Annotated in this window: 15 protein-coding genes and 1 pseudogene; 3 read left to right on the top strand and 13 right to left on the bottom strand. The window is 50.3% G+C overall.

Features of this window, described 5'->3' with window-relative positions; translation table 11 throughout:
• Positions 1 to 60: 60 nt before the first annotated feature.
• Positions 61 to 3338: pseudogene (locus tag JCM15124_RS13205) on the bottom strand (protein O-mannosyl-transferase family).
• Between the two features lie 290 nt (positions 3339 to 3628).
• Complete coding sequence (locus JCM15124_RS04145; protein ID WP_487247572.1) at positions 3629 to 4237, bottom strand: DKNYY domain-containing protein; 609 nt, start codon at positions 4235 to 4237, stop codon at positions 3629 to 3631.
• A gap of 27 nt (positions 4238 to 4264) precedes the next feature.
• Between JCM15124_RS04145 and JCM15124_RS15755 the strand changes: the two genes are divergently transcribed.
• A complete protein-coding gene (locus tag JCM15124_RS15755; protein ID WP_156930637.1) occupies positions 4265 to 4459 on the top strand; it encodes a hypothetical protein in 195 nt (64 codons plus the stop codon).
• Positions 4460 to 4583: 124 nt separating this feature from the next.
• Here the strand turns inward: JCM15124_RS15755 and JCM15124_RS04140 are convergent, their stop codons facing one another.
• A complete protein-coding gene (locus JCM15124_RS04140) occupies positions 4584 to 5426 on the bottom strand; it encodes a hypothetical protein (RefSeq protein ID WP_024998418.1) in 843 nt (280 codons plus the stop codon).
• Between the two features lie 273 nt (positions 5427 to 5699).
• Between JCM15124_RS04140 and JCM15124_RS16915 the strand changes: the two genes are divergently transcribed.
• Complete coding sequence (locus JCM15124_RS16915) at positions 5700 to 5825, top strand: hypothetical protein (protein WP_262499263.1); 126 nt, start codon at positions 5700 to 5702, stop codon at positions 5823 to 5825.
• A 68-nt stretch (positions 5826 to 5893) separates the two neighbouring features.
• On the opposite strand, the gene JCM15124_RS04135 is transcribed toward JCM15124_RS16915, so the two are convergent.
• The 6 genes from JCM15124_RS04135 to JCM15124_RS04105 all read right to left on the bottom strand — a co-directional run bounded on the left by JCM15124_RS04135 (position 5894) and on the right by JCM15124_RS04105 (position 14842).
• The gene (locus JCM15124_RS04135; RefSeq protein ID WP_024998417.1) at positions 5894 to 6652 is read right to left on the bottom strand and encodes a hypothetical protein; all 759 of its coding nucleotides are present in this window, start codon (positions 6650 to 6652) and stop codon (positions 5894 to 5896) included.
• Between the two features lie 26 nt (positions 6653 to 6678).
• On the bottom strand, positions 6679 to 7383 hold the full coding sequence (locus tag JCM15124_RS13200; protein ID WP_024998416.1) for a DUF4353 domain-containing protein: 705 nt from the start codon (positions 7381 to 7383) through the stop codon (positions 6679 to 6681).
• A gap of 144 nt (positions 7384 to 7527) precedes the next feature.
• Positions 7528 to 8412, bottom strand: coding sequence for a hypothetical protein (locus JCM15124_RS04125; protein WP_024998415.1), 885 nt, complete (start codon positions 8410 to 8412; stop codon positions 7528 to 7530).
• Between the two features lie 663 nt (positions 8413 to 9075).
• Entirely contained in the window at positions 9076 to 10725 is a 1650-nt protein-coding gene (locus JCM15124_RS04115; RefSeq protein WP_024998413.1) for a DUF6850 family outer membrane beta-barrel protein, read from the bottom strand.
• A gap of 57 nt (positions 10726 to 10782) precedes the next feature.
• A complete protein-coding gene (locus tag JCM15124_RS04110; RefSeq protein ID WP_024998412.1) occupies positions 10783 to 11994 on the bottom strand; it encodes a DUF4876 domain-containing protein in 1212 nt (403 codons plus the stop codon).
• A gap of 70 nt (positions 11995 to 12064) precedes the next feature.
• The gene (locus tag JCM15124_RS04105) at positions 12065 to 14842 is read right to left on the bottom strand and encodes a TonB-dependent receptor (protein ID WP_024998411.1); all 2778 of its coding nucleotides are present in this window, start codon (positions 14840 to 14842) and stop codon (positions 12065 to 12067) included.
• An 886-nt stretch (positions 14843 to 15728) separates the two neighbouring features.
• On the opposite strand from JCM15124_RS04105, the gene JCM15124_RS04095 reads away from it, so the two are divergent.
• Positions 15729 to 17588 (top strand): hemin-binding protein, encoded by a 1860-nt coding sequence (locus JCM15124_RS04095; RefSeq protein WP_232220075.1) that lies wholly within the window; start codon positions 15729 to 15731, stop codon positions 17586 to 17588.
• Between the two features lie 147 nt (positions 17589 to 17735).
• On the opposite strand, the gene JCM15124_RS04090 is transcribed toward JCM15124_RS04095, so the two are convergent.
• The 4 genes from JCM15124_RS04090 to JCM15124_RS04075 all read right to left on the bottom strand — a co-directional run bounded on the left by JCM15124_RS04090 (position 17736) and on the right by JCM15124_RS04075 (position 21899).
• The gene (locus tag JCM15124_RS04090) at positions 17736 to 20243 is read right to left on the bottom strand and encodes a zinc-dependent metalloprotease (RefSeq protein ID WP_024998409.1); all 2508 of its coding nucleotides are present in this window, start codon (positions 20241 to 20243) and stop codon (positions 17736 to 17738) included.
• A gap of 271 nt (positions 20244 to 20514) precedes the next feature.
• On the bottom strand, positions 20515 to 20688 hold the full coding sequence (locus JCM15124_RS04085; RefSeq protein WP_024998408.1) for a DUF8506 family protein: 174 nt from the start codon (positions 20686 to 20688) through the stop codon (positions 20515 to 20517).
• Entirely contained in the window at positions 20678 to 21253 is a 576-nt protein-coding gene (locus JCM15124_RS04080; protein WP_024998407.1) for an ATPase, read from the bottom strand. The genes JCM15124_RS04085 and JCM15124_RS04080 overlap by 11 nt, the downstream gene beginning before the upstream one ends.
• Before the next feature lie 316 nt (positions 21254 to 21569).
• On the bottom strand, positions 21570 to 21899 hold the full coding sequence (locus JCM15124_RS04075) for a heavy-metal-associated domain-containing protein (RefSeq protein ID WP_024998406.1): 330 nt from the start codon (positions 21897 to 21899) through the stop codon (positions 21570 to 21572).
• Positions 21900 to 21999 lie beyond the last annotated feature (100 nt).

Below are 21999 nucleotides of genomic sequence, written 5' to 3'. Positions count from 1 at the left end.
ATAAACCACGCCCCTGCACGTGTTGCCTTGCATTCGTTGTTTTCTTACCGTCCCTATGCTTTACTGCATTTTGCCGCCTTTTGCCTCGTAAGCCTTGAGCATTTGCATGAGTTCGGCGTTGTGTGCATTTGCCCACTGCGGATTGTTCTGCTCGTTTGCACGAATATACTGGTACATAATCTGCAGGTGCATAGCGCAAGAACTCATATTCGTATTGAACGTATTGGCAGGAAGACTCAAGTAGTAGCGCACATATTGCGCCGATGTCTTCCACATTTCGTTGTACATCGCTTCGGCTTTGGCTTTCTTTCCTAACATTGCGTAGGCGTCAGCATTATCGGTCCGCCCTTTACATGCGAGAACGAAAGCGGCACATTGTAGGTTGGCAGTTCCTTTTCAGCCTTTTCGAGCACCTTTAAAGCCTTGTCGCGCTTGCCTTGCAGTATAAGGTTCATTGCCAATTGTGCCATTTCGCGGCGGTGGGTGTAACACATACGCAGCACGGTTTCGTCGAGATAGATACCCTTTGTAGACACTCCGCCCCATCGGAACTTGTTCATAATAACGTTGTAGGTCTTCTCTGCGTCGAAGCTGCCTGCGTCTTTGGTGTAGAACGGTGTGATGCGGTTCAGCAATCCTTCCTGTATGAAGTTGTCGCCGAGGTTCATGAAGTTGTCGCTGCCTACGGTAATAGCCACATAAAGCGGTCGTGTCCAGTTGCAGTTGGCAATTATTTCGAGCATCATGATGTCGCTCTTCATCAGTCCTTCCTTACCTACGAGCGAGATAGCCATACGGTCGGGAATGCTGTCGGTGGGCATCATCATACCGCTGCGGCGCACTGCTGCCTTGTCGATGGTCATATATAAGGTGTCGGTAGGTATGCAGTGGAACTGCGGGTCGCGCGAACGCACCCAGTATTTCAGCACGTTCTTCAGTTCGAACGGGTCGGCACCGAACTGTTGTTTTGCCTGTTCGGGGTTCTCCTTGTACAGGTCTAACACTTCTTGTTTCAGCTCCGGCTGTATGGGAATGTATTCGTTCGTACCGCTTATATAGTCGAGTCGGTTCCACTTAATGGGCACACTTGGCGATGTGTAGGCAGGTCGGCGCATCTGGTCGATGTACCAATCGGTCTGCAAGTACGAAAGGTTGCAGACGCGAGTGTCGGTGCGCACGCCCTCAACATCTTGGTTGTACCACAGCGGGAAAGTATCGTTGTCGCCATTGGTGAACACGATTGGGTTGCCTTTTTCCTGCATAGAGTTCAGATAGTTCTGCCCGAAGTCGCGACAAGTGTAGCGTCCCGAGCGGTCGTGGTCGTCCCAAGTCTGCGACGCCATCTGTATCGGCACAAGGATAGAGGCTGCCGAAGCAATGGCTGCTGCGGCTGTCCCGGAAACCTTCAGCTTCTTCAGCCGGTCGTAAATGGCAAGTACTCCGAGTCCGCACCAAATGGCGTAAGCGTAGAACGAGCCGGCATAAGCATAGTCGCGCTCGCGCGGCTGACTTGGTGTTTGGTTCAGATAAACCACGATGGCAAGCCCTGTCATGAAGAAAAGGAAGAACACTACCCAGAACTGCTGTATGCCCCGGCGTCCGCGCCATGCCTGCCAGAACAGACCCAACAGACCCAGCAAGAGCGGCAGACAGTAGAACACGTTGTGCCCCTTGTTTGCTTTCAGCTCGTCGGGCAGCAAGTCTTGGTCGCCATAGAGCATATTGTCGATGAACGAGATACCCGTAATCCAGTTTCCGTGTTCCGGTTCGCCATAGCTTTGTATGTCGTTTTGTCTGCCGGCGAAGTTCCACATGAAGTATCGCCAGTACATAAAGTTGCACTGATAAGACAGGAAGAAGCGTATGTTTTCGAACTGTGTGGGCATCTTCACGCCGTCCACGTCGTGCCCTTCTATGCCTCCCATAATCTGTTCGTAGTTCTGTGCGTGCGCATTGTCCCACATACGAGGGAAGAACATGTTCTGTTCAAACACCTGCGATGTCTTGTTGCGCACAAGGAAGTAAGCGTCCGGTTCGTCGGGCGATGCCTTTTCCTTGCGTTCATAGATGGGCTTGCCCTTCTTTATCTCGTAGTGTCTGCCGTCTTCTGCCACCTTTGGCTGACTGGTATATGCCTGTCCGTAGAACAGCGGAGAGTCGCCATACTGGTCGCGTGCCAGATAGTTTCCGAGCGTAAAGATGTCCTCCGGCGAGTTCTGATCCATTGGAGGGTTCGCCGTTGAACGTATCACGATTTCGGCATACGATGCGTATCCGATTATCATCATGAGCATGCAGAGCAACGCCGTGTTCTTCATGCGTGCAGAAACGAGCAACTCTTTGCCACGCTTGATGTTGAGCACGAAGTACAGACCTGCAAGTATGACGATGCCAACGATGAATGCGCTCCAGCCGTAACCCACGAACGGAATACCGATAAGTCCGAAAGCAGCGAGGAACGCTATGTTCTGACGGTTGCGGTTGCTGTCTTTATAGGTTTCGGCAATCGCCCAGACGAAGCTCCCGATGAGTAGCAAGATGTAGAGAATGGTACCCGTGTTGAACGGCATGCCGAGCGTATTGGTGAACAAAAGTTCAAAGAAACCACCCACGGTGATGATGCCCGGCACAACGCCATAGAGCACGGCAGCCACCAAAACGATGGAAACAGCGAGGGCTATGAGCGAGCCTTTGAGGTTGGCATCGGGCACACGCTTGTAATAATACACCAGTACGATGGCAGGAATACAAAGCAAGTTGAGCAAGTGGACGCCGATGGAAAGTCCTGTCATATAGGCTATTAACACCAGCCAGCGGTCGGCGTGCGGCTTGTCGGCATTGTCTTCCCACTTCAATATGAGCCAGAACACCACTGCCGTAAATGCCGACGAGTAGGCATAAACTTCGCCTTCGACCGCCGAAAACCAAAAGGTGTCGCTGAAAGTGTAGATTAATGCGCCCACCATAGCTGCGCCCTCGATGGCAATGAGCTTGCCCATTGATATTTCTTCGCCGTCGCGCACGATTAGCTTGCGTGCGAGATGGGAGATTGTCCAAAACAGGAACATGATGCACGTTGCCGACAACAGCGCACTCATCGTGTTCACCATGCGTGCCACTTGCGTTGCGTCGCTTGCAAAATGCGAGAAGAAATTGGCTGTAAGCGCAAAGAACGGTGCCCCCGGCGGGTGCCCTACTTCGAGCTTATAGCCTGTTGTAATAAACTCGGGGCAGTCCCAAAAACTTGCCGTTGGCTCTATCGTGGAGCAGTAAACAAAGGCGGCTATCAGGAAAGCGAGCCACCCCAGCGTGTTGTCCACCAATCTAAACTTTTTCATCTATTATATATAATAATGTATCAATTGTCTTTCTGTATTGTTCTTTGCAGTGAGTGCAAAGCCGCTTGCAAAGGTAATGTTTTTTTTTCATTACCTTTTAAAGGGTATATAAAAATTAGTTAAAGAGCTGCTGCCGACTTGCAGGAGCGTAGTTTATCGCGCTGCCGACACCAAAGAAAAACGAGTTGGCATAGTATTTCTAGGAATCCTAGGAATCCTAGAAATCCTAGAAACACTAGACCAACGCATTGCATTATTTTAACAAAGCCGCACGCACGTCAGATAGGGGGCTATTCTATCTTTCTTCCCCTGTAATATGTGTTGAAAGTGTCCTCCGCATAGCCGTCTTCGAGCACTCTGAAGTTGCTGACGAAAGCGTCTTCTACCTTCTTTCCCATGTAGTAAACGTTGAAAGCGTCCTTGCCGTAGCCCCAGCCCAATTCCTTAAAACTATGGGGCGATGCGTCGAGTTTCTTTCCACGGAAGAGCACGGCATTCGATGTAATGCGGTAGTATTCGAAGTTCTGCTGTCCGTAGCCGTCGCCGTCCATCGGGTAATCGTCAGGATAAGGCATGCCCGGCAGACGCAGGCGGAAAGTGGCAGGGTCTACGTAGGGCAGCACCCGTCCTCTGTAATACACGTTATAGCGGTCTTTCGCATAGCCGTAACCCAAGTCGATGAACGACCGATAGTCTGCTCCCACCATGGGTTGCCGTTCGTAGTACACTCCCTTACGGTTGAAAGAATAGAGCTGTTTCTGTTGTTGCGGCTGTGCGCCGGCTATCAGTGCGAAGGCAGCGAAAAGCAAAAGTGCGCTGTGGCGTAAGTTTTTAAAGTTCGTCTGTTTCATAGTTACCTTACTTTTATTTGTTTTTACTGTTTTTAGTTTAACCCCAATCGGTTCATTAGGACGCTTTTCTTATATTTGTTATTACGGTCATGCTTCCTTACTGCTTTGGTCCGCTTGCCGGCATCTGCGCCGCCATTACACCTCGACGTAGCCCGCTACGCCTTCGATGAAATGCCGGCACATCTGCTCGACAATCGAACAAAATCAGTCAAGGACGCTAATGACCGATTGGGGTTTAATGTATGGTGCAAAGGTAATGGTAAAAAATGAGACAGCCATCGGGATTTTCCTAATTTGCAATAGGGGAAACTGTATTCCTTCGGGGCAGTTCCCCCGCTGCTGTTTCACGAGGGGTAGGGGATAGGAGCTATGGAAACGTCGGTTTTCCCACAGGCTATTGCTTCACAACTTTCTTTCCGTTTACGATGTAAATGCCTTTTGACAACTGCGCATCGTCAGGGAGACGGACGCCGCTAAGGGTGAAAATGCCTTGCGGGGCAGCCGTGTCTGCAACCGGTGCTTCGATGCCGGTGGGGTCTTTGCTTATTATTACCTTGCTCTTTACTATCTCATTGTTCAGCATAAGCACAACGGCGCGCTTGTCGGGGTCGAAGATTGCGCCCATCGGCTCGGTGATGGAACAGCCTGTCAGGGTGAGTTCGGCAATGTCGCAGATAGAACCGTACTTTGTTCCTTCGGCTATTACGGTGGCGTTTGTTACGGCAACTTTTTCCCGAATGCCTTCAGCTCCCGAAATGCCATACACCTTACTCTTGGCACTTAGGGTGCAATTGTCGATGGTAAGTTTTGTTGCATTGATGTAGAGGGCACAGTCTTTCTCGCTTTGAAGGTTGAGCGTGCCTCCGCCCGTAATGGTGAGTGGTGCTCTGAAGCTGATGGTTGCCTTCGATGAACTGAGGTTGTTGGTGCCTGTAACCTTGACCGTCAAGTCGTCGATGTACGACAAGATGGCGTTGTCTTCTTGTATATCGATGGTTGCGTCTTGCAGGGTCAGGGTTTTTGTTTGTGGGTTGTAACTTACCGTTCCGCTTACGCCGGGAATTTTAGAAAGGTCGTTGCAGTTGTCGGAAGTTACGTCTGTGTTTGCAATTTTAAGGTCGTAGGTGGTTGTGGGTTCGTTCTCGTAGAGGTTTTGTGCCTGTGCAGGCAGTGCGAAAATGGTGATGAACAGCGCAGCCATTGCTGCGTAGACGTGCTTTTGTTTACCTGATTTCATTGTTCAAATGCCTTCCCTGTTAAGCTCTTTCGGAGCAACGCCGTGTCGGAGGCGTGGGCGTTAAATGGGTTAAATTGCCTTTAGGCAGGAACTTAAAAATTCCATGCTGAAGAGTTCCTTTTATTACTGTCTTTTAGAACCTGTCTTTTATGTAACAAATAATAGCTCTTTTCTATTCTCATTGTTTTACAAAGGTAGGTTTTTAATTTCATATTATCAAATTTAAATCTATGTTTTTTCTGCTTTCTTATGCAATTTTTAGGGTGGTAGGCTATGGCTGACGGAAGTAAAAAAGGTGTGAGGAACATGCCATTGATGTGTCGATTACCTTTCCGTCCTATCCTTGACGGAAGTAAAAAAGGTGTGGGGAACATGACGACGCATGCTCCCACACCTTGAAATCTTATTGTAGTTGTATAGGATAAGGCTTGCAGGGTGCGATGCTTCGTACCGCTGCAGCGCAACATTTATTGCTTTACAACCTTTTTACCGTTTACGATATAGATGCCTTTGGGTAGGTCTTTCAGCGGTGCCGACAGGCGTACGCCGTTAAGGTTGTAGATGCCTTGCTTGGCTGTAACGGGCTTAACGGTTGGCCGGGCAATGGCTGTTTCGTCCGGTTCGATAACAACCCAGTCGGTAACAGCCTTATCGTCTTCGCCATAAAGGGTATAGTAGTTGGTGGTCTGAATGGTGAAATCCTGCCATTTAGTGTTGCCCGGAGAAACAATAGAGCAGCCTATGAACTTCGGAATATCCAGTAAATAGTTGATGCTGCCGGCATATTTGTCGTTGCTGCCGTCGCCTTTGACACGCACGTTGCAGTGGTCGAACGTCCATTCGCCGCCCAAGATGCCGCACACACCGCCTGTTATCTCGAACGTACAGTTGCGAACGGTGATGTCAGCCATTATCCAAATGCCAGTACGAAGTATTTCGAGGTTGGCATCGGTCGAGCCGTTGGCAACCAGTTTGCCGTCGCCTTCAAAGGTCATGCTGCCGCTGGCAAGTCCCGAGATGGCTACATTGTTGGCAGAGGTCAGGGTGTTGTTGCCGATAACACGCACGGTCAGACCCGTTACTCCGTTAAAGAAACATATATCTGCGTCCTTCTCGATGGTGATGTTATCGAAGGTTACCACCTTTGTGGCAGGTTCGTAGTACCCCTTGCCGCTTACGCCCGGTATCTTCGAGAAGTCGTTGAAGGTTTCCGGTGTTACCGGCACGCCTGCAATATCGATGTAGTATTTGTCTACAGCTTAATGGTTACGGGTTCCGTAAGTATTTCGCCGAGGTTGGTTATGGCGTGCATTGCTTCGTCGAACTTGGCTTGGCGGGGCTTTTTAATGTCGCAACCGTCGATGTGCATCATTGCGAACCGTGCGATGGAGCCGCGTTCAGTGCCTTCAGCCGTTACGGTTGCTTGCTTGATGGTGAAGTTTTCGCTGCCTATGCCGCTCTCTCCCGTAATGCCGAAGCCTACGCCCTTGGCGTTCACGGTGCAGTTTTCGATAACGAGCGATGTGCCTTTTGCATAGATGCCGTCGTAGTTGGAGCTTTCAACGTTGAGCGTTCCGCCGCCCGTAATGGTGAGTGGCTTGGGTGCTTGCATGCCCGACGACTTCACGGTGTAGATGCCCGACTCTGAAGAAAGTATTTTGTTGATACCTGTCAGCTTGATGGTGAGCCCGTCGATTTTAGAGCTGATGCCGGCGTCTGAACCTCCGTTGATGGCTGAGTTTTCAAGCGTGAGGGTCTTTGTGGCGTCGTCGTAGCTTACCTTACCGCTTACACCTTCTATCACAGACAGGTCTTTGCAGTTCTCGGAAGTTACTTTTTCTCCTGCAATTTCGATACCGTATTCGGTTTGTGCCGACATTGTTGCGGGCAGGGCGCACAGTGCCAAGAAGAGCGCGGCTGTGCGTGCGTAGCTTTTCCTAAGTAGATTTGGTTTCATTGTTAATGGTTGCCTCCCTATTGAAACTCTTTCCGAGCAACGCCGTGTCGGAGGTTCGGGCGTATTGTGATGAATTAGGTTTTACGTTTTACTTGTTGTTTTTCGTATGTGTTGTTGTGCAAAGGTAGTGCAAGAGCGAGGTTTTTACTGCTTCACAACCTTCTTTCCGCCTACGATGTACACGCCTTTCGGCAGGTTGTTCAGCTCGTCGGACAGGCGGACACCGCTAATACTGTAGATGCTGCGAGTGGTTTTGCCGGGCTTGGCAGCAGCCGTGTCGATGCCTGTTGCTTGAGACGAGATGGTAACCCAGTCGGTCATCACCTTCTCGTCAGCCCCAAAGAGCGAGTATTTCTTTTGTCCGTTGCTCTCAAATTCTTTCCAATAAGCTCCTTCCGGAGCAACTATCTCGCAGCCGACAAACTCCGGCTTTGCGTGCAGATAGCAGAGGCTGCCTGCAAATTCGTTGTCGTCGGCACCGTTACCCTTGGCGCGCACGGTGCAATGGTCGAACTTCCACTTGCCGCTACCGATGCCGTAGAGTCCTGCGCTCACCTCCATGGTGCAGTCTTTCACCGTTACGGTGCCCACATTGAAGAAGCCTACCATAAACGTAGGCTCGGCAGAAGTGGACGAACCTTTCATTTTCAGCGTGCCGCTGCCCATCACCGTGAGGTCGCAATCCTGATAATTGAGTATCGCCCAAGCCTGTTTCGACTCGAGCGTATTGTTGCCGACCACCTTTATTTTAAGTCCGTTGATGAAGTTCATGATACAATGTGTGTTCACCTGCGACGCCGTGATGGTGGCATTTTCGAGCGTCAGTGTCTTCGTAGCGTTGTCGTACTCCACCTTTCCGCTAACGCCGGGAAACTTAGATATTTCTTTGCAGTTCTGTTCGTTTACGGTTCTGCCCGCAATGGCAAGTGTGTAGTCCTGCTGTGCGTGCGCCGTTGTGCCGAAAGCGAACAATGCGATGAACAATGCAGCCGTAGCCGCGTAGCTTTTCTTAAGTAGATTTGGTTTCATTTTAAGTTGTTTCCTCCCTGTTGAAACTCTTCGCAGAGCAACGCCGTATCGGAGGTTTGGGCATTTTATGTGATGAATTAGGTTTTGCGTTAATGCTTTTATTGTTGTAGCTGTTTTTAGGTTTAACAGGTTGCCCGCAGGTGTTTGCGCTTGTGCGCTCGTTCCGTTCGCTGGTACTATCTTGTGCAAAGATAACGCCAACGAGCGACATGAGAATTTATTCTCAAATGTCCGAGTGCAGCTTATCTTATGCAAAGATAACGCCAACGAGCGACATGAGAACTTATTCTCAAATGTCCGAGTGCAACTTATCTTATGCAAAAATAATATATTTGTTTTAGAATTAAAAATTTTTTCTAATATTTTTTATTTTTAATCGCATCGGTATGGGTTTGCGATAGGTATTGTGCAGAAGTGCCGTCGGCTCTTTCCATATACGCATAATGCGCTGTTTACGCATTTGGCGGAAGAACCCAAAAAGCCTCGTCTCACTTGTTTGGAGACGAGGCTTTTGCGGTTTAGGGTTGCAGCCGTTGCGTTCTGAAGTTGCAATAGCCGTCTTTTGCAGTTGCTGCCATTGCGTTCTGAAATTGCAGCAGCGGTTTTTTGCAGTTGCTGCCGTTGCGCTTTCCAATCGTTATTGGGGCTGAAGCGTTCGGCGTATCAGTTGAACATGCCGATGCTGATGCCGATGTTGTACAGATTGGGGTGCCCTGCCGTGTCGGCAGAAGTGAAGTTGCCGAAGGCTTTCACGAACCAAAGGGAGCGTGTGCGCTTGATGGTGAGGGGGAATTGGTACATCACTTGCAGACTGCCGTGCACGAGGTTGGCATCGTAGTAGGGCAGGTCTTTGAGCCATACGCCCTGCGCCAAGACGCTTGAAGGGTCTGCCAAAGCGAGCTTGGCACGTGTGGAAAGACTGTAACCGAGCGTCATATCCGCCATTACACGATGCTTGAAGAGCGATATTCCGTCTTCTAATTGGAAGTTGATGCGTCCGTAATCCGACTCGGAGAAGGGCAGCAGGTGGCGGTTTTTCGCCGTGTGGGCATCGATGCGGAAGCCTGTGTAGGCTCTGATGCTTTCGCTGTCGGACTGCCCGAAGCCCGATGCCGACGTGCCCACGAGCCGAGGGCGGGCTGCGAAGTTGGCACGATAGGCGAACGAGAAGTCGAACGTGCGCACCTGAAAGCGTTTTCTAAATTCCAGCAATCGGTCGTAGCGATACGATGTTATGCCTGTTTCGGGGTCTTTCGTAATAACGAGTTGCTGTCTGTATTCGTCGGCATAGCCTTGCTGCCACTGTGCTTGCAGGTCGGCTTGGTGTATCACCGAACCGGTGCGGAGACGGTTTTGCGACTGCACATTATATATATAGCTGAAGTATCTGCCCGGTTCGTACTTGTAAGTGCCGTACACATACTCTTCGCCGCGGCTGATGCCGAGTGTGTTCAGCGTATGGAAGGCATCGGTGCGGAAGCCGTAGTTCAGTTCCGTACCCAATGTATGGTTCACCCATTCGCGGTTGAAGGCGGAGTAGCCGCCGATGGTTCCGGTTGCGTTTTCCATTCCCGAGAACAGGTAGTAAGTCAGTGTGGCGTCGCTCTGCACCGTTGTCAGCGAGCCCATCTTCTCTTTTCGCCGGTCGTAATAGCCTGCCAGACCCACCGTGTGCTTATCGACGGTGTACGATACCGACGGTGTGAGCCGATAGTCGAGCAGCTGCGAACGCGAGCGGGGGTCGCGAAGGCGCGACAGGTCGCCCAACCGATAGTTGAGTTGCATGCCAAATCGCCAGCCGAAGACGGGCACGGTGCCCACTGCCGCCACGATGTCGAAGTCTTGGTTATCGTAGCTTCCTGCAATGGAACTGCCCGATTGGTACGGATTGGCGTTGTACGGGCGGTATTGGTCGGCAAAGGCACGGTCCTTGGTTCTGCCCAAACGGAAGTCCACTTTGCCGTAACCGTAGAGGTATTTGCCCAATTGCTGATAGCGTTCGGTGAAGAACTGAAGGCTGTTTGCCATGCCGCCTTCCTGCACCCGGTGGTAGTTGCCGTCCCGATGCAGGTAGCCCATGGCAGCGTAGCCGCGGTTGGGAGATTGGTCGAGCGACAGTCCTGAAGCGTTATTGGTGTTGTGCCACAGCTGCATAAGGTTGCCGAACCTGTATTCTTGTTCGCCTTTCAGCGTGTCGGTGGGTGTCTGTGCCAAAGCGGGTAGGGCGATAAGGGCGAGCAAGCGCACTGCCCACCATCGCGAAACAGCCGAAACATACAGCTTGGTGTGTATTGGAAATATGTTGTTGTCCATAAATTTACTTGCTTGATTTATAATGATGGTCGGTTGAAATCGTATTCATTGCGTGGCTTACGGATAGATGCGGGGAGCTATCGTGACAGACACGGCGAAGTCGTTGGAGCTGTTGTTGGTATCCATCAGTATCTTGTTGCCGTTCGCAGCAGTAGCCGATGTCTTGCGGTACACCACCTCGCCCGACAGTCCTGCGGTGGCATTGATGCTCGTAAAGCCCGCATCGATGTCGGCGTAGAGTCGCTTTTCGCCCACGTCGGTGCCTGTTGCTTTGTGTCGCAGGTAGTCTACGCCGTCGATGATGTAGCGTTTTGGCAGCAGCAAATACTGTGTTCCGTTCGTCTTTCCGTATTTATAGGTCAGCTTGAAACTGCTCACGTCTGCCGTTGTACGGAAGATAACGACGCCCTGACCGCTGTTCGTGAGGTTCATGTTGGCAATGCTCGGATAGATGTTGAACACGTTCAGCAATGCCGGAACGTCAGGATTGTTCTGCGTTTTGCCGCCCACTTTGTCTTTTGCTTCAAAGTCTGCCTTCAGCAAGTTGTGTTCGTTGGGGGCATTCACGCTGTGGTCGATGGCACTGTTCGTCAGTACGACGGTGCCGCCGGGGGCAACCTTGTAAGCCGAAGTGGTCGGAATGCGGAACACTTGCTTCACCAATACCACCGAATCGGCGTAGTCGGCGTGCAGGTTGGCGAGGGTATAAGCCTGCGGAACATCGGTTTCGAGCAGTCCGATGTATAGTCCTGACACATCTACCGTGTCGTTCGATTGGTTGTAAAGTTCAACATACTGTCCTGCGCGGTAGGCTTTTCCGTTGTTGTCCTTAGAGCCGGCAACGTATATTTTGCCGATTACGATGTCGCGTTTCACCGACAACGTCGTGGCAAGCGTAAGGGTTTCTGCCCCTGAAATAAGTTGTGCGTTGAGGCTGCCCGATACGGTTGCGCCGCTGTTGGCTTCGTTGCTGCCCGTTATTTGCTTGTATTCGTCAGCCGAAATGTCCCACGAAGTCGAGATGTCATACACGTCGGGGGTGATGTTGGCAAACGTTGCCATGCCTTCAGCGTCGGTCTTTGCCGAGTAGGAAGCACTGCCGAGCCGGAGCAGCACCGTATGTCCTTCCAAGCCGTTGTTCGTTCCGAACTCTTTCGGAAGCTGCACCCGAACCTTTGCCGTTACGCTTTCGGTAGCGTCGGAATAGTCTACGCACGAAGCGAAAACAAACATCGCAACGAGCGAAAGTATATAGTTTACTGTCTTCATCTTTTAGTTCTGTTTTAAAATAAGTAGGTGTTAATACAATGTCAATTAATTATGAACACCTACATAATGCCTATAAATTAAGGTATAACTCTACGCCAAAGCTGAACTTACCGGTGTTGCGCTGGGTCAGCGTCTGCGAGTTGCTGCTCTTGAGGTAGGGTTCGTAGTATATCATATTGTTCACATAGAGCGACAAACCGCCGAAGTTGCCGAGCTGTTTGGTAAGGCGTCCCTGCATGTTCCATTCTATTGGCGACTTCGTCGGCTTATTGTCGCCGGCACGAGAAGCAAGGTCGCTCACGGCAACGGTGGCGATGCCTGCCGGCTTGGTCGCATAGTATGTGCCGTCCATGCCGAGGTAGCCCGACATCATGTCGTTTGTAATGGGGTGTTCCACAAGGTCTGCTCCGAAGTAGCCGATGGGCTTTTTGTCTGCCGAGAAGCTCGTGTTCCAATTGTACCATATCGCTTGGGCGGTGAACGAAGCCACCATTTTCAGCGCAGGAATGTTGGTTACGATGCGCAAGGTGTTCAGGAATTGGCGGTATTTCTCGTAGTCCTGTCCTGAAGGATATACCACTCTGAAAGGCGTAACGCCATAGCTTGCATACTCGGCAGGCAGCAATGCCGTTGGCACGGCAGCGGTGTTGCGGTCGGTGGAATACGTTTTTGTTTCGGAATAAGCACCACTGAAGAAGAGCGAAGTGCGGAGGGGGCGTATCTCGCCCGGCTCAAAGTCGAACTCCAAGCCCTTGTTTACGGTGGTATTGGTGTTGCCTACGGCTCCCGTGGTCATGAAAGCGTTGAACGTGCGGTACGGATTGGCGTAGTCGATGGTGGTTGCCTGTCCCGGCGTAATGTTCAGTCCGCGTTCCTGTGTATATAGGTTGTACCGGTAAGTAAAGAAGTCGCTCAGTGCTGCAAAGCCGTTCGGCGTGCGGTCGCGATAGGCAAGAATGCTCAGACGGCGTCCGTTTTTCAGCTTGAAGTCAAGCCCCAGCTCTATCTTTGTGGTGGTTGCGTTCTTCAGGTTCTTCGAGTAGGCAGTCTGATACACCTGCGTGTGGTAGACAAGAAGCCGGCCGGCGGGGTCGGTTTGCGGCATGTAGTTGGCTGCCACACGGTCGTCGTACTTTGCATCGGGGTAGAGATAGCCTAACCCGGGCGTCTTCGAGTTCAAGCCGATGCCCCCTCTGATGTCGAGCCAACTTGCTGCGCCGAACACGATATTGACGCGTGGAGAGAGCGAAGTGGTTGCCACGTCGCTGAAAGGCTGCATTGCCGTGAAACGCAAACCGAGGTTGGCACGCAGCCGGTTCACCTTGTTCATGTTCCAAAGAAAGTTGTCTTCCGCATAGGCAGCTATTTGGTGCAGTCCCGGAACAGCCGAGAAGGCGCGCGGACGACCGCTGCTGTTGGGGCGGAGCGGCAGCAAATCGTTGTCGTTGTAGTACCCTTTGCCGCTGTTCCAATCGTAGTGATACTCTGCTCCGACCTTGAAATTCTGTCGCGTTTTTCCTGCCGTGAAGTAGAAAGTATCGTTTATCTTGGCGTAGATGTTGCCCGGACGGCTTTCGGTTCTGCCGGTTGCACGGTACGACTGTGTTTGCCAAGGCACGTTGAAATAGCCCGTTTCCGTCGCAGTGAGTATCGGAAGCAGTCCTGTACTTACGGGAACGAATGCCGTTTGCACGTTGTCTGTTCCGCCATAGCTTATGCCGAGCGTGTAGTTGAGCGTGCGCGCGAAAGTCTTGTCTGCCGAAATGCGTCCGTTATGCGTCAGTCCGAAGTTCAGCGTTTGGTTCTTTGCATCGCTGCCGTCTTGTTTTGCGTCGGGGTCGTTGCCTGTCCAGTCCTTTGCCGACAGCATTCTGAACTTCGTTTCGGTGTGCCAGCGTCTGTTTATGTCGTAGCTGTAACCAAGGTTCAGGGTGTATCTGTCGAAGCTGCGGGTCTTCTGTCGGGGGTCGCCCCATGCCTTTGCGTAGTCGAAGTTCACGTTTACGATGCCCACTCTGTTCAGCGAAAAGCCTTTCGTAAGCGAGGCATTGGACATCGACGGATTAACTTTCGTCTTCAGCTGCCACGGTGTAACGCCCATTTTGGAGCGCACCACGACCAGTCCGCTCGTTAAATCGCCATACTCTGCCGACGGTATGCCGCGTATCACCTCCACGCTTTCAATGTTGTCGGCAGCCACTTGGCGCAGGTCGGTGCCCGTGAAGGCGGTGCCGGAAAAAGCTCCTTGCCCCACTTGTGCGTTGTTCGATATGGGCACGCCGTCCACGACGATGCTCGAACCGAAGGCACTTGTGTTGTTGTTGCGCAGGGTGCGCAGCTGCAAGTTCGCTTGTTGGGTAAGGTCGGTGTTGCCCATTGCCTTTCCCGGAATAAGCTGCATGATGTCTGCCAGCGACGATGCTTGGAGGTGGTCGATGGCTTGTCGCCCAATCATCGATGCGCTCGATGCGCCCGACGCACTCTGTTTGGCAGTTACCACCACCTCGTTCAGTGCCAACGAGGTGGGCACAAGCTGTATGTTCAGCTGCATGTCGCCCTCCACTTTCAGCGTTGTGGTGTAGGTTTCGTAGCCCACATACGTTACTTTCAGCGTGAACGTGCCCGACGGAACTTTCCGGAAAGAAACCTTTCCGTCTATGTCTGTTACGTTGGCAGCACCGAGCGGTTCGAGCGCACAGTTTGCCATAATCATGGCTTCCTTGCTGTTCTTGTCCGTTACGGTCAGGCTTACATTATGCGTTCCTGTATTTTTCGATACGTGCTGCGCCCATGTAACCTGAATATCCAACAGCAACAGAAACACGATAATAAGTCTCATTGCTTTCATCTTTTTACCTTATTTGCTATTCTGAATATTTTTTTAATGGTGCAAAAGTAATATAAAAGCATTGTCTGCACAATACCGCAAAGTAGGTATTTTGCTGTTGAAACGATGAGGGAATTTCGGTCTTGTTTTGTAAAGATAATTCTGTTAAAAAGTGATATAATCGGTTTGGCGTTGCGAAACCGTAGGTTTAACGATGCAAAACATACGGTTTAACCGTGCAAAACCTACGGTTTTACAATGCGAAACAATAGGTTTTGCAACACGCTGACGTACAGATGGTTACACGACAGCTACGCTTGCGAAAAATGTTTACGATTTTATGGGCTTTTTTTATGCTTTTTCTTGGTTTCGTTTACGTATTTCTTGGCTTCGTTTCGCTTATAAACAACATGGAGTCGGTATAAGGGTTTAATCCCGAAGAGGCTTCAACTGCTTTCCGGTGATGGGCATATTAAAGCGTAACCACCTTATTTAATATATATAGCTTTTTATGTTTATTTTTTTTTCAGTACCGCAAATGTAGCGAAAAACATAAATTGTTGCCGTGCTTTTTCTCTGTTTTGCAACAATAAAGACGTTTGTTAAGTCTTTTTAAGAAATATTTCTAACAAAACGATGGTATTTTCAAAATAAATCTGTATCTTTGCATAAAATACATACTCCCACCTGAACAGGGAAGTGAAGAATTGACAACAAAACTATTAAATTTTTTAATTTTATATCAAAAATAATGAGAAAAAAGTGTTGATTAATGCCGTAATAACCCATTATGGCTATTAACTTAAATTTCACGATTATGAAAAAACTTTTATTTTTAACCTTTGCGATTGTACTGGGAATGTCGGTACATGCGCAACCGAGAGTATTAAAGCAAGTCCCAAACAGAATGGGAAATGCACAGTTGTTCACTCCATACAAAGGGCAGCAGCCCAAGAAGATAGACCCCGCTGCCAATCAGGTTTGGTGGGGATATGGCAATGAAACCGAAAAGCGTTCGGCAATTGGCATATCAAGACCCGAAACTTACGATGTTGCTTTCCGCGTTGCCCCCGACAATAGTGCTGTTGTGGGAAAGACCATCAAGGCAATTCGTATCTATCTCCGCGATAAAGCGAATACGAAAGATGTCAAGGTATGGATTTCAAAGGGGCAGCCTTCGGACGTCAGCAAGGCAGACTATGTTCAGAATGTTGCCCAATCGTCTCTGAAAGCCGGCGACGAGAGCAAGGAAAAATTAGGAATTGCCAACGACATTGCCCTGACCAAACCATACGTTATAGGTTCTGAAGGTGTCTATGTAGGTTATTCTTTCACCATTACCAAAGTTTCAGACGAAGCAACACAGTACCCTATCGTTTCTTCTAATGGCAATAAGGAAGCTAATAGCATCTTCCTCCGCACCTCGAAATCTATAGCTGATTGGAGTGATTATTCGAATCAAAATTATGGCAAAACGACACACCAAATACTCATAGAGGGTAACCTCCCACAGAATTCGGTATCTGCCAATTCGTTGGAAGATATTGTTGTAGCGAAGAATACCACACGCAAGACCAAGTTCGTCGTAACCAATACCGGTATTGCCGGTATCAGCAGCATCGACTATACAGTTGCTACCAATGGTACGGTGGGCGCAGAACAGCACCTCAACATCAGCCCGGCGTTCAAGCCGTATGCTGCTCAGTACACCATCGAATTGCCTTTGGCAGCCGATGCCAATACGGGAATAACCACGAAAACCGTTACCATTACCAAGGTGAACGGCAAAACCAACGAAGCAAGCAACAAGACTGCAACTTGCCAACTGACCACCGTCGCCAAGGAAGTGAAGCGAGGTGTCGTTGTCGAAGAGTTTACAGGCACAGGCTGTGGCTGGTGTCCGCGCGGCTGGGTAGGTATGAAGAAGATGCGCGAACAATTCGGCGAGAACTTCGTAGGTGTTGCTCTACACAAGTTCAACCCGGACGACCCAATGTACTACAAGGACTATGACCTTGCTTTTAATGGAGCACCTGCTTGTAAGATAGACCGCAATACTAAACAAATAGACCCTTACTATGGTTCGGAAGACGACGTCTGCGACGACTTCAAGAAAGAACTCTCACGTCTTGCGGCAGTAGGCATATCGGGTACATGTAAACTGAATGCCGCCCGTACCGAAGTAACAGCTACGACAACCATCGAGCCTGTGGCAAACGGAACATACGATATAGCCTATGTTCTTGTTGCCGACGGACTTACCGGAACAACTGATGCATGGAAGCAGAGCAACTATTTCGTCAACTACAATTCCTCACAATTGCCCGCAGACTTGGCTCCATTCGGCAAGGGTGGCAAGTATGGAACTCAAAAAGTTGCATTGGTTTACGACGATGTTGTGCTCGCCACCTCTTTTGCCGGTACCAAGCCAACGCTCGCACCGCTACAGGATGGTAATATTGTAACGAACACTTACACGCTTAAGTTGCCAACGAAGGCTGATTTGAAAGCCGCTATCGACAAAACAGGCTACTACAACAAACTCGCAGTTGTCGCAATGCTTATCCGCAAGGACGGCAGGATTGAAAATGCAGCCAAGTTCTACTTGCCGGATCCGGCAGGCGTTGAAGGCATTTCTGAGAACAAGGGCGAAGTGAAAGAAGTGGCACGCTACACCATAGACGGTCGCAGAATAAGTGCTCCGCAGCGCGGTCTTAACATCGTCAAGATGTCTGACGGCTCTACTGTAAAGGTATTGGTGAAGTAAACAGAAACGCATAAGGCATCTCTGAGATGCCATTACAAAAGGGAAAGCCCCGACCAAATGCAAGTTTGGTCGGGGCTTTTTATGATTAGGCAATTAAGATTGGACAATACGAAAGCAAGCATTTGCCTGCTTCCAAAGCCTTAAAACCTACTTTACGGTTACTCTGCGCTCCCGGATAAGTTTGAGTTGGCGGAGCAAGTCGTTGTAGTGCAGCAGGTCGATGTCGTTGCTTTGGGCTGCCTGCGCCTTGCAGAAGGCTTCCACTTTGGCAAGCTGTTGCTCCATGTAGAGCATGGCATCGGAAGCGTTGGCACGGTCGGCGGCAGTCGGTTTCTCCTTTTTGGCAGGGTTGAGCAGGCTGTCGAGCTGCTCCACGTAGGCACGTTCGAGCAGTCGGCGCGTGCCGGCTTTCACGTCGCTAAGCCCGGAAAGCGGTTTCCAAACGGCACGGAAAACGTCGTCGAGATAGTCGGCAAACGCATAAGCACCCTTTGCCCGTTGGTCTTTGTATATCTTGTCCATCAGCGTTGCGTTCAGCAATACCTTCAGCACGCGTACTTGCTGCGCACTGATTTCTTCGACAACGTCCGTCCCGAGCACGTCGGTTATCGACGACGGATAGAGCCATACAGGGGCATCGAACAGTTGGCGGGCAAGATAATCGACGGCATCTCTGCCTTTCCGGGCAGGTGCCACCTCGTAAGGTTTCTGTCCCGGCATGTTGTTGATGTATCTGCCGCCTACGTTTTTCAGCACGTGGTTGGTGTAACGGTTGAACTGTCCGACGACGCTTTTCCACATTTCGATGCGGTCGGTGTACCGGTCGTTCTTCTGATACGTCCACTCGGGCAGTGCCGCAACGATGCGTTTGAGGTTCTTTATGCCGTAGTCGCTCGCCTTTACGTTGTCGTCTCCGAGGTCTTCGGTCTGTGCACGAGGGTCTTCGTTCCTACCTTCGCCACCGAACCAGAGGCGCGGGTTCTTGGCAAGCGCGGCAGTGGTTTCGTCCATGAGCTTTTCTTTCTCGTCCATTTCGTCCTTAAACTCGGGGCGATACCGGTATCCCCAGCTTATGGCCCACTTGTCGTAATCGTTTATGCGTGGGAAAAGTCCGCGCTCTGAAATGCCGTCTTCCGGCTGTGCCACGTAGTTGAAGCGGGCATAATCCATAATGCTTGCCGTGTGCCCGTACTTCTCCACCCACTTCTTGTCGCGCAGCTTCTCCACCGGCGTGGCGTGGCTTGCCCCCATGTTGTGGCGCAAACCGAGTGTGTGCCCAACCTCGTGGCTCGACACAAAGCGTATAAGTTCGCCCATAAGGCGGTCGTCCATCTTCATTGTCCGGGCACGCTTGTCGAGCGGTCCGCACTGCGTCATATACCATTTTGTAAGCAAATTCATTACATTATGGTACCAACAGATGTGGCTTTCTATGATTTCGCCGCTGCGCGGGTCTACGATGCGCGGACCGTAAGCGTTTTCGATTTCGGCAGGAAGATAGCGAAGCACGTTGAAACGGGCGTCGTCCACACTCATCGTAGAGTCGTCGGGGAAGTCGGCTGCCTTTATTGCGTGCTTGAAACCTGCTGCTTCGAAGGCTGCGTTCCAGTCTTCAATGCCCTTCTTCAGATAAGGTACCCACTTCTTCGGAGTAGCCGGGTCGATGTAGAAAACGATGGGCTTGACGGGTTCGGTGAGCAGTCCCTTGCGGTAGCGGCGCACATCTTTCGGTTCTAAACGGAAGCGCGAGACGAACTGTTGTCGGTCGGTCTTGGTCTGTTCGTCGCTGAAAATGGTGTAATGGTTGGTGAAATAGCCCACGCGGCTGTCCCAGATGCGCTTTCGCATGGGCACTTTCGGCAGCAGAACGATGCTGGTGTTCAGTCCGACGGTTATTGCGCCGGTGTGCGAAGCCGGTGTGGCGGCCGGTGTGGCGGCATAGGTTCGGGTGGTAGCCACCTCGACGTTGATGGGATATACCTTCATGGTGTCGATGAAAGTGCGGTCGGCTTGCAGTGCGCCGAGCTTGAGTTGCTTTGCACTGTTCGACGATATGCTTACCACGCCGTTGTCTTTTGCGAAGAGCGGAGTAACCTCTATCATCTGTGCATTTGCGGCTTTGTTGCGGCCGATGATTTTGAACGATGCGATGATAGGGTCGATGGTCGATGCCTTCAGCGTCTGCGAGATGCGGCTGTCGGGGTCGGCTTCCTGCGAGAGCACGTAGGCACGCAGCACCATTGTCTTTGCGTCGCGCTGCTCGAAGTAGATGGTTTGCTGGTTCACGGCTTCGCCCGAGAACTTTCCGAAGTTCTGCGGCACACCCGTAAAGCGTGTTACCGCCAGCAGATAACGCCCGATAATGGAGTCGGGAACCTCAAAATACCACTTCTCGTCGATATGCCTTACCGTGAAGACACCTTCGTGCATGCTGCCTTTTTTCTTTATGAGCTGTTCGTAGGAGTCTTCCTTTTCCTTACCCTTTCCTTGCTTTTCGTCGGCTTTCGCTTTGCCGTCTTTCTGTTTTTCCACTTCGGTTTTCTCGTCGGTCGAGTCCTTTACTGCGGTGTGTGCATACCTGTTGTCTGCCGTTGCCGTGCCCATTGCGAGCCAAAACGCCAACAAGCAAGCTGCTGCCTTTCTGTTTATTGCCATTGTTTTAATTTTTGTATTTGAACGACAAAGATAATAAAAAAAGTGCAGACGGCAAAATCTGCGCGCCGGTTGTGGGCTTGGGGCGATGGGCGCACCGGGGTTTCGGGGTATCGTAAAGGGGGAGAGGCGTTTCGGGAAACCGAACAGAACGTGAGTTCGATGTAAGAATGATGCCGAACTCACTTTAATAGAACGATGTATTACCTTTGGAAATGGCAGCAAAAAGCCACTTGCCGACCATTGTCGGCAAGTGGCTTTCAATGTATGCAACTTACTCGTCTGGAGCGAGTTCCTGTGCGGGAATGTTCATGATTTTCCCGTCTGCATCAGCTATCACGATGTTTTCGCCTTTCAGTATTTTCTCGCGTATCATCTTTTGTTGCGCCTTTTTTACGCCTTCCATTATCTTGCGTGCAAACTCGCTGTATTGTTCTTTATCTTCCATAACCTTTTATTTTTGAGAATAAAGTATTATCGTATATCACAGTTTCCTTGTCTGTGCCTCCTTCAGCCACTATTATCCGTCCCATGCTGCTGTTGTCTACCATAATCCACTCGTCTACGATGGGGAGGAAAATATCGACTAAATTCCTTATTCCCAAGCTGTAACGACGCTCTATAATGGCAGAGGGAATGTTGTGCCCACCGTTTTTGACACGGTTTGCTACTCGCTCTTTTGCCAGTTGCGGACTGCTAAGCCAGAAGTAAACTAAATGAACGGTGTAATTTAAGCTGTGCGAACGTTCCACCAATTTGGCGTATGAACGAGTAGCCAGTGTTGTTTCGATAGCGAAGTTCTTTCCTTTCATTAAGAGTTCATCTATGCGCTTTAGCATGAGACGACCGGCTTCGATTGCCATACTGTCAGGATTGAAAGGCGATAAACCACGCGCAATTTCGTCAGCGTTTACAAATTCCTCTACTTTAAGGATTTCTGGCAACACTGTATATGAAGCTGTTGTTTTGCCGGCTCCATTGCAACCGCTGATAATATATAAATGCCTTTCCATATTTGGCAAAGATACAAATTCTTTCTAATATAACTATACTTTTACGTAAATTTTCGTTTCTCCTATTAAAATAAGGAAGGTCTGCTTCTTTGCGCTTCATACAGAAGCTGCAAAACAGTCGCTTCTGCGATGTAAAACAAAGGGTATTTCTATGTGTTTATAATGAGTTTGTCAGGTAATGCGTTTTTTTTGGAACTTTGTAGGAAGCTCCGGGCTATTCCGAGTGCACCGGGATTTCAGGGTATCTTAGGGGCTTTATCGTTTCCATGAAACTTAAAGTCCCTAAGAGAACCGTGAGAGCCGGGCTGCGTTTTCCCTACATATTCTCGCAGCTGCCGCCCTCGTGGGCAGGTATTTTGGCATCTTTGGTGGTCTTTTCAGCCTTGTAGCCGAACTTCTCGAAAGCCTTTTGGAGCTTTGTTTCGGTAGTTTTGTCGGCATCGTAGGTAACGAAAACCTTTTGTGCTTCGACGTTTGTCTGTATGTCTTTTACCCCTTTCTCGAAACGAAGGTTGCCCTTTATCTTGTTTTCGCAGCTTTGGCAGTGCATCTGCGGAGTGGTGGTAAAGACGACTGTCTTGATGTCTTTGGCTGATGCGGCGATGGCTGCCATTGCCAGCATCATTGTGATGATACTTTTCTTCATTGTTTTTTATGTTTTTAGAAGCCCCGTAGGGCAAATTGGAATTTACGTGATTGTCGGGCTGTCCGCCCACGACAGGCAAGCCGGACGTGGGCTGACGGCT

The organism is Prevotella falsenii DSM 22864 = JCM 15124, from assembly GCF_000613945.1.
GTDB lineage: Bacteria > Bacteroidota > Bacteroidia > Bacteroidales > Bacteroidaceae > Prevotella > Prevotella falsenii.
This window is presented reverse-complemented; position numbering and strand designations above follow the sequence as displayed.